We start from the raw sequence: 12,100 nt of genomic DNA on the forward strand, positions 1-12,100 counted from the left end.
AGCGCGCATACCACAGCGCCAGAGATTCCCACGCCACTTCGCTGACTTGCAAAGCGACGATGAGACTGAGGGCAAACAGGCAAAGGAAAGCGTTCGTCACCGCCCCGTTGGCCGTGAACGAACGCTCACAGCCAGCTCTGCGCGATCCAGAAACGCTGACATGAGCGCAACCGTTGGCAAAACAGTGATCGCCAACGCAAAGCGCGTGCCCACCCGTCAATCGCCGCGGATCAAGCTTTCGACCCTGCGAGCTAAGACATCGGCGGTGAAGGGTTTCGTGACCACCTCCATGCCGCGATCAAGGTGGCCGTGGTTCAAGACCGCGTTCTCGGCATATCCTGTGACAAAGAGTACGTTGAGCCTGGGCCGTTGCGCCCGCACCGCATCTGCGAGCTGACGCCCGTTCATGCCATTGGGAAGACCGACATCGGTGACGAGAAGGTCGATGTCGGGTCGCGCGTCGAGCACCTTTAAGGCCGACGGACCGTCGCCGGCTTCAAGCACCGCATAACCCAGCTCTTCGAGGATCTCGACCGCCACCATTCTCACAAGGGGCTCATCGTCGACCACCAGGATCGTGTGTCCGCCAGTCGACGCAGGCGTCGGCGCCGATTCCAGCGACATCTCGGGGCCGCGCTCGTCGGCGGCGTGGCGCGGAAGGTAGATGCAAATCATCGTGCCCTTGCCGACCTCTGAGTAAATCCGCACGGCGCCGCCCGACTGGCCGGCAAAACCGTACACCATAGACAGTCCAAGACCGGTACCCTGACCGATCGGCTTCGTCGTGAAGAACGGATCGAAAGCACGGGCGACCACATCAGGCGACATACCCGTACCGGTGTCGCTCACGCAAAGGGAGATGTACTGCCCCGGGGGTAGTCCGCGTTGCACGGCCGCGCGCTCATCAAGCCATCGGTTGCCGGTTTCGATCGTTAGCCGTCCGCCATCCGGCATGGCGTCGCGCGCATTGATGCAAAGGTTGAGCAGGGCGTTTTCGAGTTGGCCGATATCGACGAAGGCTGTCCAAAGTCCGCCGGCGCCGATCGTCTCGACCGCCACGCCCGGGCCGACGCTGCGGCTGATCAGATCCTGCATGCCCGCAACGATGCGGTTGATGTCCGAAGGCTTGGGATCGAGCGTCTGTCTGCGGGAAAAGGCAAGAAGACGCTGGGTGAGCGAAGCGGCCCGCTTTACCGCCCCTTGCGCGCCGGTCATGTAGCGATCGATTTCCGTCACACGGCCCTGCGCGAGCCGCGTCTTCATCAGATCGAGGCTGCCGCTGATACCGGCGAGGATGTTGTTGAAGTCATGCGCCAAGCCCCCGGTCAACTGGCCGACGGCTTCCATCTTCTGCGCCTGGCGCAGGGCATCCTCCGCCAGGCCGAGTGCGGCGGTGCGTTCTTCGACACGCTGCTCCAGGGTCTCATTGAGCGTGCGAAGAGCGGCAAGGGCGCGATCACGTTCAGCCTCTACGGCGCGCCGCTCCTCAATGTCGATGAGCACGCCGGGAAACTGCAGTGCCACGCCATCGGCGCCGCGCTCAACCCTGCCATTCGCTTCGAGCCAACGGTACGTGCCGTCTTTTCGGCGGGTGCGATACTGGTGGGTATAGGTGCCGCCGTTTATCAGGGCCTCCTCGACCGAGGCGGCTACCCGTTCCTGATCGTCGGGATGAACTGCCGCGACGATCTCCGAAAGGCTCAAAGCCGACGGCCTCTGCTCCGGCTCGAAGCCGAAAGCGGCCGCAAAACCCTCGTCAACCGTGAACCGATCGGCCGATACGTCCCAGAGCCAGGTGCCAATGATCGCACCGGCCGCCATTGCAAGCTGCACGCGCTGCACATTGTCCCGTGCGTAGCTTTCGCTCTCACGGAGCGCTGCCTCCGCCTTCTTCCTTTCCGTCACGTCACGGAACAACACAGCCACCTGACGCAGACTTTCCGGCTCGATGCGCGTGGCCGAAACCTCGATGTGCCTGGCAACCGACTGGAACTCCTGCTCGAAGCGGACGGGCTTGCCCGTGCGCAGCACGCCGCCATAGATCTCCAGCCAGACGTCGGCGTTGGTGGGCTCGATTTCGCGAAGTCGCTTGCCAACGATGTTCGAGATGCCCGTATGTCGCGCGTAGCCGGAATTGGCCTCGAGATGCACGTAATCGCTGAGCGGCCCTTCAGGCCCGTCGATGAAGCCGATGATACAGAAACCGTCGTCAATCGCCTCGAACAAGGCTCGATAGCGCGCCTCCATGGCGTCATCCACGCTATCACGGTCCTGCAACGCGCCCTCCTGGTGCAAGGCTTTGCCCCGAAGGACCTCTTCTTCGAGTTGCTCGCGAGACAGCGACTTGATGTCGGTCATCACTTCCAGTCTTTCTTTGCGTCTGCCCAGAGCGATGAGAGCGCTCCGACAATTGCATTTCGGCCGTAGGGTTTTCGCACGATCGGCACGCCGACGAGTTCCGGCGGCAGATCCGCACCTTCGCCATATCCGGTCGCGAAGACAAAAGGCGTCCCCCTGCGCACCAATTCTGCGGCGATCCCGAACGAGTTTGTCTGGCCAAGATTGATGTCAAGAATGGCAAGCGCAGGGGGCGACGCTTCGATATGTGCCATGGCCTGCGCTACCGAACTGGCAGTCGAGACGTCCGAAAGTCCCTCGTCCGCCAGCATCGATTCAAGATCAAGCGCGATCAGCATCTGGTCCTCGACGATCAACACCCTCGGGTTCGCCGCGCCAAGACCGTTCTGCTCGAGTGCCGCGCTATCGGCCATGCGTGTCGTCATTTCCGTGCCTGAGGCCGTAAGTTTGACGTGTGGAGCAGGGATCCGGAACTCGGCTTCCAGACCGGACGGCTCAAATCGCACCACGCTGCTCCCGCTGAGATCGTAGGGAACGCTGCGCTCGATGAGCGCGCTGCCGAAGCCGCTGCGCGCCGGGACTGTGACGAGCGGACCGTTCCGCTCGCGCCAGGACACGTCGCAGCCCCCGCCCGTCATCGACCAGCTCACTTCCACTTCACCCTTCGCGACGGAAAGGGCGCCATACTTGGCCGCATTGGTGGCCAACTCATGAAACACCAGCGCCATGACGGAGAAAGCACGACTGTCGAGCCAGACCGCAGGCCCATCGAACGTGACGGTCGAGGCCGTTGTCCTATAAGGATGAAGCTCCGCCTCAAGCAGATCCGCAAGGATCCCTCCGCCGTCGCCGCGAACGACCTGGTCATGGGCGATTGCGAGCGCCTCGATACGGCCCTGCAGGGTCGAGACGTAGTCCTCCAGCGAACTCTTGTGGTGCTGCGGGCTCGTCACCAGCGATTTGATGACCGCGAGGATATTCTTGACCCGGTGGCTCAGTTCCTGGTTCAGCATGCGCTGCCGAACCTCGGATTTGCGGCGCTCGCCTGCCATCAACTCATTGTGCCGGAGCACCACTTCGACAATCGCGACCCGGACGATCTCGGCGATTTCCCGCTCGGCCTCAGACCATGGCTGCGCCTGCGCCTGGACAGTCTCTTTCCAGATCGCAAAGCTCTTGCGTGGCGTTAAGCGGTCACCAAGGGGGCCAGTCTCATAGGTCTTCTCAGGATTGCCGGCCCAGTTGAGGGTTTGAACGAGTTCTTTGCGGAAGAACAAAAGACAGTCCGAACCGGTCTGCGAAAGCGGTATCGCAAGAACGCCCGAGAGCTTCTCGCTGTAGGCTGCCGCTTCCGGAAATTTCTGGGAGAGAGCATGAGTAGCCCAGACGCGGCCCTCGCTGACGGTGCGGATGAAATCCAGAAGGCCGGACCTTGCGTCATCCGGCGCCATGGTGCCGAGGCCTGCCCATTTGCCGTCGAACATGACGCCGATACCGTCGTTCGGCAGCAGCTGCGAAAATTCGCGCAGGCTCTGGCGGAGCAGTTCGCCCACATCTTCGTGATGCGAAGACAGAATGAGAAAGCGGTCGAGTGCCTCGCGGGTACCGGCGACGGCAGCGACCCGGCGCCGCTCCTTGAGCGAGGTCAGATGCAACGAGAAGAACTCGCCAAACACCTCCATGGCGACGCGCTGGGCCATGGGCAGCGCTCGCGGCGAATAATGGTGGCACGCGATCAGGCCCCAGAGTTGGCCGTCGAGAATAACCGATATCGACATCGAAGCGGCAACGCCCATGTTGCGCAGGTACTCGCAATGGATGGGCGAGACGCTGCGCAAATGCGCGAAACTGAGGTCCAAGGGCTCGCCGGACCCGTCCAGCACCGGTTCAACGGGGACGCGCGCGCCGCTTGCATCCGAAATGACGCGAATAGTGTTCTTGAGATAGAGCGCTCGCGCCTGTTGAGGGATATCGCTTGCGGGAAAATACTGGCCGAGAAAGCTCTCGAGATCCGCCCGCTTCGTCTCGCTGACCACCTTGCCGGAGCCGTCTTGCTCGAAGCGATAGATCATCACGCGGTCATAGCCCGTCGCACCGGCAACGATGCGGCCCGCGCGCTGAACGAGACGGTCAACGTCTGCGATGTCCTTGATGCGGCCAATCATCTCGCGAGCAATGTGCAAAGGTTGGCCGATCGACGGGGCCGGCTCGAACTCGATGATGATGGCGGACTTATGGTGGTGGATTGCAATGTCAAATACACGATCACCCAATGTGATATCGAGCAGCAGGGCTGGTCGTGAGGCGGCATTGGCAGCCGCGAGCGCGTTGCGCAGGTCATGCAGCAGCTTCGGGCCGAGCACTTCGGCAAGCTGCTGCCCGACCAAATCACCCGCGCGGCAGAGCATCACGGCCGCGTTTGCCGACGCGCGCTCTATCGTTGTGAAACCGATGTCGCAGGCCAGAAGGCAACCGTGCGGCTGAATGCTGCCGGGGATATGTATCGGCTCGCGATCGCAGGTATCGAGGGTGACGGGGTCAGTGGGCGACAACAGGTTCACCTTCGAAACATTTCAGGGCAAGTGCGAAGACCGCATTGGCTGCGTTCGCAGCCCGCTCGACGTCGAAATCGTTTGCCTGGTCGAGGAGTGACAGGAACGATGGCCAACGCGTCGTGTCGTTTGACATCAGCACGAGATGCCGGGCACCGAAGGTCTCATCGAGCCCGAGCGCCGCCGCCCGGTGGCAAAGGACCCGGGCGCCGAGCGTCGAGCCCTCAAGCACATAGAGCGCGCCAAGCAGGGCACTCGGATCGGCAAGATCGAGATCCGCTTGCGGATGACGCATTGGGGAAAGGCCAAGATCGGTCGCGTCCTGGGCGAGCGTGTCTGCGATTTTGCATGGTTGTCGGTTCCAGCCGTCGGGCCAGGCGACATTCCTCAGCGCCTCTTCCATGGCAATGCGGAACGGCAGGAGACGCGCCACATAGTGCCGGTAGTCCTCAAGCGTGCTCAGCGTTCCAACCGCGGCGTCGACCTGCTGATGCCCCTCCCGCGTCCTGCTTCTCAGTTCAAAGCGCTGTTCATTGCCGCGCATGCGTCCTCCGCCGGCCATCACCCGCGGCCTCACCTGCCGCCGGCAGCGGAAGGAAACTTCGGAGAATATGGGCCAAAAACCAAAATCGCGTGGAAAACTAGGGCGTTGCGTGGACTGCGACAAGGGAACTACATTCATTTTTTAGGGGAAGTTCACCTCCATCGAGCATCTCACAAAAATGTCGGCGCCCTGTTTGTATAGCTGGCAATGCGACCAATCCCGTCCAGAAGGTTACGCTCCGAAGCGACGACGGCGGGCGCGCGAGACCCATCATTGAAACCGCCGTGGGTGCAGACTGCTTGAAGGCCCTTCTGCCACCTCGCTTTAGGGCACGGTGCTATCAACGCGGCAGTGGTCTTGCGCGGACCGGCCAGTTGCAATCCGGCAAGGCCGCGCAGGATCAGGTATAAAGCAGCCAAACTCCCAACGCGCACCCACCGACAAAGAGGATCGCTATGACCGCAAGGACGGCTCTCACTGCGCCGTTCAGCCTACCACCAGTCGTCTTCACAGGTTTCGCCTTGGCAGTGCAGCTCGTGCCCATCGGTTGCCCGGTCGAGGAACCCTGGTCCTTCTGCCGTTGAAAGCCAGCCCTTCTCTGTGGTGGAAGGACACTTGAAGCCTCCGAGAGAAGGTGGAGTCCGCGCAAATACACATCCCCGCTCCTCCCCATGTTCTTCATTTGCGCTAGATTGTCCTTCAAATCCGCCCTCTTCACCGCGAGGCTAAGCGGAGTTGAAGCTGCACGGATCACCAAGGCGTCTTTCGTTTCGCCCGGCTGCAACGTCAGCAGTTCAACCGCCTTTACGACTTCGGACGAAAACCCGACCTCCTTCAACCGCTCAGGCGTCCAGCCCGGGGCCTTCTCCGCGACGTCGTGGAGGAATGCCACCGCCTTTTCCCTATCGCCCGACACCGCATCTGCGACACGTTGACAATGGTTGAAATAAGGTTCCCCCGCCTTGTCGCGCTGGCCGGCGTGGGCGTGGGCGGCAACCTCTCGCGCCCATCGACACTCTTCGACAGCAGATAGGAATACCGGGGAACGCCAGGATTGCAGTTTATCGTCTGTGTTGGTCACCGTTGCTGTCCTTGCTTCGCTCCAAATGCCAGCCGGATCTCTGGTTTTGAAGCCAACCGCATGCGGCGCAATTTGTTCCGCGAATGAACATGGCGAGCAGCAATCTGCGATCCACGCCAGGGCCTGTGCGACTTCGGCGCAGGCAACAATCGTCATCCCGCTCGGGAACAAAGCATCGCCGAGAGCGATTGGAAGCGCATGAATACAATCGCTTTATCAGCGGCTTTGCTGCTTCTTGTCTCTCAAGGGTCCGCCGGAGCGCAGATGCTCACGCCGGACGACATTAACAATGCTGAGATTGGCGCCTTTCCGCACCAATCAAGCCCAACGCCTCAGGCAAGCACGCCTGCCGAAGCCCCCGATCCAGCTGTCGCACGGCTCCAGGTCCTTCTCGATCGCGCGGGCGCGTCGCCTGGGGTGATAGACGGGTACAACGGCGAAAACGTAACCAAGGCAATCCGAGCGTTCGAGGCCATGCATAAACTCCCGCAGGACGGGAAACTCGACCCTGTCGTGATTGCGCGCCTCTCTGGCCAGACCCCCGCGATTGAACCATATGTGATTTCTGAAGATGACGCCCGAGACCTCGTGACCGCCATTCCGGAAGACTACGCGGATCAGGCCAAGATGGAACGGCTCGGCTTCACAAGCGTCGCCGAAAAGCTTGCCGAACGCTTTCACATGGATCTCGATCTGCTTGCAGCACTCAATCCCGGGACGAGGTTTGCGACCGGCGAAACGATCTTCGTCGCATCACCTGGCAGCCCCAGACAGGGAATGGTCAAGCGCATCGAAGCGCACAAGGAGACACGACAGCTACTGGCCTTTGCCGAAGATGGAATGCTGGTTGCAGCCTATCCTGCCACCATCGGTAGCGAGGACACGCCCTCTCCGTCGGGTACGCAGAAGGTTAAGGGTGTGGCCCGGATGCCGCCCTATACCTACAATCCGAAAGTCAATTTCCGGCAAGGGACCAACAAGAAAATCATGACCTTGCCCGGCGGTCCAAACAACCCGGTCGGCACTGTCTGGATCGATCTGACAAAGCCAACCTACGGCATCCACGGCACGCCGGAACCATCGCTGATCGATAAGTCCGGATCGCACGGTTGCGTCCGGCTGACGAACTGGGATGTGGAAGAGCTGGCAGGCATGGTCAAACCCGGCGTCATTGTCGAATTCATTGATTAGTTGCGCTTTGTGGCACCGAGCGGGGCCCTGCACGTGTCGTCCCCGACCGGCAAGAAGCTCCAGGATCGGCGGATCGCGGATCGGCAGACCCACAGTCCGCCGATCCTTTCGCACTCAGATGTACCAATTGGGATCCAGCGCGTACGCCTCGATGTGGTCGATCTTCATCTCCGATCCATTGGCAAAGTCTTCGTTCGGCGTGCCGGCCATCCCACCAACGGCAAGGTTGACAAGCATGTACATCGGCTCGTGCATGTCCGCGGGCGTGTCGGCGCGCGCAATTTCGGTACCGTCGAAATACCACACGATCTCGTCTTCGGTCCAAAGCACGCCGTAGTCGTGAAAGCCGTCGGTTTCAGCGACCTGCACGGCGTCTTGGCTCAGCGTATGGGCTCCATTTTCATTGGAGTGGGCGGTGACAACAACGGTGTTCTGGTCCTGCCCGCGCATTTCCACGACGTCGAGCTCCGGTGGCCAGGAACCGTCCGCCGGCAGCAACCAGAAGGCGGGCCAGGCTCCCTGATCGTCCGGCATGTCGGCCCGCATCTCGAAGTATCCGTAGGTCTGAGCGAACGACGAATAGGTCGTCAGCATGCCGGACGTGTAATCGTAACCATTGATCTCCGCCTGGATCGACCCGGAGGCTTGCTCCGCAGTGATCGTCAGCACGCCGTTTTCCACTGAAAACGGGTTCGCGGAGGCGGTCGGTTGGTAATCCGGATTGATGTACCACTGGAGCTCGCCGTTGCTGGCCAGCGTTGCCCCCTTTTCCGGAGCCCACCAATATTTTGTGTCCCAGACGCCACCCGCACCGCCCGTGAGCTTGAGCGTGTCGAAATCGTCTGAGAACGTCTGCGTCAACCCGGTTCGGTCCAGGCTCAACTTGAACTGCTCCTGATGCAACTCGCCGGCGGTCGTATCGGCAAGCACGAGACTTTCGTCATTGCCGAGATGGAGGCGAAGATCATCGCCCTCCTGAACCGCGTTGGCGAGCACCTGCTGGAACGAGGTCAACCCGTAGCCCTGGAGGCGAACGGTGTCATTGGAGCTGAAATCAGCGATGAGGTCGCTGCCGTTGCCGCCCTCGACCACGAACGTATCGGCTCCACCGGCACCGATGAGCACGTCATTGCCGGCGCGCCCGTCGATGGTCTGGCTGCCCGAACCACCGGTTATGATGTTGTCGGTGCTGTTACCGAATGCGTGACGGTCGTTGCCGGTGACAGTCAGGTTCTCGAAGTTCTGCGGCAGGGTGTAGCTCATCCACGTATTGATCGTGTCTACACCTTCGCCAGGGGCTTCCTGTGCCCGGTTTGTCGATGAATAGAGGTAATAGACGTCATCGCCCGTGCCGCCGATCATCGTCACGTCCACGGAACTGTCACCCCAGAGGGAATCGTTGCCGGACGTGCCATAGAGGGTCGGGCCGGATCCGGTCGCGGAAAACCATGCCGTCGAACTTCCGCTGTAGGAAACGGGTTGCCCCAGGGCGTTCATGGTCGTTCTGCTCATCGAGAAGTCTCCTTCTTGAGTGGGCGCCCCTTCCCGATGACCCCCTTACCATTTCCGACTGTGCCATGTCGCCCACACCTCCAACTCTTTTGACCCATGGCTCAGGCTTCAGCGATGGTAACCACAGCTTTTGTCGATTGCTGTCCTGCCCAACCCACGAGGTCGACCGCGCTCCCAGGACCCGGCAAGAGGAGGCTGACGGCTCTGTCGACGGACATGCGTCGCCCTTGTCCACCCAAGCGTTGATCTGATTTCCCTGCCTGGCCGGCTGACCGGTCGCAAGGATAGAAAGTCGCTCACCCGTTGGAACGAAAAGCGCTCTCGCAGCTTCTTCTACAGCATTCATTCATAAAGGAGCGCCAGCATGAAATCGCTTGCCGAACTGTTCGAACATACGCTTCAGGACATCTATTACGCTGAAAACGCCCTCACCAAGGCCCTCCCCAAAGTCGCAAAAGCCGCCAAAAGTGCGGAACTCAAAAAGGCGGCCGAGGAGCACCTGTCGGAAACGAAAGACCAGATCAAGAAGCTTGATCAGATATTCAAATTGATCGGGAAGAAGCCCGCTGGCGAAAAGTGCGACGCTATAGAGGGATTGATCAAGGAAGCGGACGGACTGATGTCAGAGGCGCAAGGGACCGCGCTCGACGCAGGTCTGCTTGCCGCTTGTCAAGCCGTCGAACACTATGAGATTGCCCGCTACGGGTCGCTTCGGGAATGGGCAAAGGACCTTGGACACGAAGAAGCACACACGCTCCTTTCCGAGATCCTCGACCAAGAAAAAGCCACGAACAACAAGCTTACCAACCTTGCGGTCACATCCATCAACAAGGCACCCGCAACCCGAAGGGCCGCGTGAATCACAGGCCGTATCCGAAGGGCACGCTCGTTTGAAAAACGGCGCCCGGCATCCGGCCGGGTGCAACCCGTCATAGGCTGCCTCCGGCATTCTGCTGAGTAGCCCCGGCAAACAAGCGTCTGCCCTGGAGCCTGCACCGTCTCTTTGTCGGAGGTGGAAATGTATTTGTTGGGCGAGCTGGTCTCAATTCCTGACCCGGTTGATAGGGCGATGCTGCAGCGCGTTTTTGCTACAGCCTGCCTCCTAGAGCAGGTGGAAATACCTTCACCTCGTGGCGCACAGCTTGTGCGATTCCTTCTCGACGAGTTTCGTCTCGGACAAACAGAAGAAGCATGTCTTCTGGAGTGTGCCATCTGGTTCGCCAAGAGACGCCCCGAGATACCGCATGCCCCGAGCCAGGCTCTCGCGAGACGTCAAACAGCTCAGCAGTTTCATGGTCCGGCAGATGAATAGCTCGAACGCTTGCAATCCCGAGCTGACAACGGCAACGGTGGAGGGGTCATGGGTCTGATGCATCTCGGGCGCGCGCGCCTGGCAATGGCCTTGCCTCGCCACAGGGAGCAGTTGCGCAACACCAAGGACCAAGCGTTATACGATCTCTTCGAAGAGTATGCCCACGCGGCACGGTCAGTCGATATGCTGATGCGCGAGATCCCGCGTCGGGAAGACCTGCTAACCGAGCGGCAGCAAGCTTGTCTTGACTTGCAGGCAAAGGTGCTTGCCTTGCTTGTTCGGATCGAGGAGCAGAAATCCCATGCGGATGGCTGAGGAAGCACTTGCAGCACCCTTCTGCAAACGCCGTCCCACGCCATTCACTTGCCCACAGTCGCTGAACCACACCTGCTTTAGGATGCCGAGGCAGGCTGGCGCCACAGGAGCGGCCAAGTAGTACTTCCACTGGATTGGATAATCTTGCTGGCCGCGACTTTCCCTTGTCGGCGTGTCAGCGTGCAAGATTGACTAACGGGACTCGAAGCGAGAGACAAAGCCCATCGGCCCGCCACTCTCTGGTGAGCGAGCCGTTCAATCCTTGAAGCGCCACTTTTTCCAGGGTCGTTCCAAATCCCTCTCGTTCAGGCGCCGTCGAAACGGAGTGTGATCCCTCTTCGCTCCAATCGAGATGAAGTGCCTCGCCCACTGCGGAAACGTCGATGGTCAATCGCCCGGCTGAAGTGGAAAGCGCACCATACTTCGCAGCGTTTGTGGTCAGTTCGTGGAGCAGGAGCGCCAAAGAGGTAAGTGCATTGCCGCCCAGAGGCGCATCCGATCCGGAGATCGCGATACGACCACCGTGCGCGTGGTCGTGCGGAGCAACGATTGCCTTCAGCAAAGCTGCAACCGTGGTCGCGATTTCCTCACGGCTATCCTCTCGTACGAGGTCAGGCAATGTCAGCGCGTGTGCACGCGACAACGCATGCAGCCGCGATCGCAGGTCGCTTTCAAGTTCTGCGACCGACGTTGCCTGCCTGGCGCTAACCGAGATCAGCCCCGCGGTGAGGCTGAAGAGGTTCTTTATGCGGTGATTGATTTCACGCAGGAGAATGTCCTTGTGTTCGGCCGCAACCTTGAGCGCATCAGCCTGTGCGGCAAGTTCGTCTCTTTGGGCCGCCAGCTGCTGCCTCTGACGATACAATTCGAAAAACACATCCACCTTGCTGCACAGAATGTCCGGCTCGATCGGCTTTTGAATGAAGTCGACCGCTCCGGCCCCATAGCCGCGGAAGCGGCGCTGGCCATCTGCGCTGCCCGCCGTCACAAAGATAATGGGAATGCGCCGCGTGCGCTCGTTCCCGCGCATCAACTCCGCGAGTTCGAACCCGTTCAGTCCCGGCATCTGCACGTCAACAAGCGCCAAGGCGACATCATGTTGCAGCAGGATCTCAAGCGCCTGGTCACCGGATTGAGCCTTCAGGAGGAGGCGGTCGTCGCGGCGAAGCAGCGCCTCCAGCGACAGAAGGTTCTCCTCGAGGTCATCGACCAACAAAAACGGGACGGGCTCCATG

9 protein-coding genes are annotated in these 12,100 nt (G+C 60.5%); 3 read left to right on the forward strand and 6 right to left on the reverse strand.

All coding sequences use genetic code 11. The features are described 5' to 3' along the window. Positions 1-216: 216 nt before the first annotated feature. From VGO04_RS32300 to VGO04_RS32315, 4 genes are all read right to left on the reverse strand, one after another. Entirely contained in the window at positions 217-2,358 is a 2,142-nt protein-coding gene (locus VGO04_RS32300) for a response regulator (protein WP_327500073.1), read from the reverse strand. Beyond that, positions 2,358-4,910 (reverse strand): HWE histidine kinase domain-containing protein, encoded by a 2,553-nt coding sequence (locus tag VGO04_RS32305; protein WP_327500074.1) that lies wholly within the window; start codon positions 4,908-4,910, stop codon positions 2,358-2,360. Before VGO04_RS32305 ends, VGO04_RS32300 begins: the two co-directional genes overlap by 1 nt. Continuing rightward, positions 4,897-5,454, reverse strand: coding sequence for a biliverdin-producing heme oxygenase (locus VGO04_RS32310; protein WP_327500075.1), 558 nt, complete (start codon positions 5,452-5,454; stop codon positions 4,897-4,899). The genes VGO04_RS32305 and VGO04_RS32310 overlap by 14 nt, the downstream gene beginning before the upstream one ends. Before the next feature lie 400 nt (positions 5,455-5,854). Further along, positions 5,855-6,535, reverse strand: a complete 681-nt coding sequence (locus VGO04_RS32315) for an HD domain-containing protein (RefSeq protein ID WP_327500076.1) — start codon at positions 6,533-6,535, stop codon at positions 5,855-5,857. A gap of 198 nt (positions 6,536-6,733) precedes the next feature. Here VGO04_RS32315 and VGO04_RS32320 point away from each other — a divergent pair, with 198 nt between their 5' ends. Then, entirely contained in the window at positions 6,734-7,726 is a 993-nt protein-coding gene (locus VGO04_RS32320; RefSeq protein WP_327500077.1) for a L,D-transpeptidase, read from the forward strand. 114 nt (positions 7,727-7,840) lie between these two features. Here the strand turns inward: VGO04_RS32320 and VGO04_RS32325 are convergent, their stop codons facing one another. Beyond that, positions 7,841-9,238: a family 16 glycosylhydrolase gene (locus VGO04_RS32325; protein ID WP_327500078.1), complete on the reverse strand. Its 1,398-nt coding sequence runs from the start codon at positions 9,236-9,238 to the stop codon at positions 7,841-7,843. A 364-nt stretch (positions 9,239-9,602) separates the two neighbouring features. Here VGO04_RS32325 and VGO04_RS32330 point away from each other — a divergent pair, with 364 nt between their 5' ends. After that, entirely contained in the window at positions 9,603-10,097 is a 495-nt protein-coding gene (locus VGO04_RS32330; RefSeq protein ID WP_327500080.1) for a ferritin-like domain-containing protein, read from the forward strand. Between the two features lie 501 nt (positions 10,098-10,598). Beyond that, complete coding sequence (locus tag VGO04_RS32335; RefSeq protein ID WP_327500081.1) at positions 10,599-10,865, forward strand: hypothetical protein; 267 nt, start codon at positions 10,599-10,601, stop codon at positions 10,863-10,865. Positions 10,866-11,040: 175 nt separating this feature from the next. On the opposite strand, the gene VGO04_RS32340 is transcribed toward VGO04_RS32335, so the two are convergent. Continuing rightward, positions 11,041-12,099, reverse strand: a complete 1,059-nt coding sequence (locus VGO04_RS32340; protein WP_327500082.1) for a sensor histidine kinase — start codon at positions 12,097-12,099, stop codon at positions 11,041-11,043. Between the last annotated feature and the right edge of the window lies 1 nt (position 12,100).

Origin of the sequence: Ensifer sp. (assembly GCF_035999185.1) — a bacterium.
GTDB lineage: Bacteria > Pseudomonadota > Alphaproteobacteria > Rhizobiales > Rhizobiaceae > Ensifer.

Excerpts from the sequence above, each read along its gene's own strand:
- VGO04_RS32300 (WP_327500073.1), bottom strand. The coding sequence starts at position 2,358 with ATGACCGACATCAAGTCGCTGTCTCGCGAGCAACTCGAAGAAGAGGTC.
- VGO04_RS32310 (WP_327500075.1), bottom strand. The coding sequence starts at position 5,454 with ATGCGCGGCAATGAACAGCGCTTTGAACTGAGAAGCAGGACGCGGGAG.
- VGO04_RS32320 (WP_327500077.1), top strand. The coding sequence starts at position 6,734 with ATGAATACAATCGCTTTATCAGCGGCTTTGCTGCTTCTTGTCTCTCAA.
- VGO04_RS32325 (WP_327500078.1), bottom strand. The coding sequence starts at position 9,238 with ATGAGCAGAACGACCATGAACGCCCTGGGGCAACCCGTTTCCTACAGC.
- VGO04_RS32330 (WP_327500080.1), top strand. The coding sequence starts at position 9,603 with ATGAAATCGCTTGCCGAACTGTTCGAACATACGCTTCAGGACATCTAT.
- VGO04_RS32335 (WP_327500081.1), top strand. The coding sequence starts at position 10,599 with ATGGGTCTGATGCATCTCGGGCGCGCGCGCCTGGCAATGGCCTTGCCT.
- VGO04_RS32340 (WP_327500082.1), bottom strand. The coding sequence starts at position 12,099 with ATGGAGCCCGTCCCGTTTTTGTTGGTCGATGACCTCGAGGAGAACCTT.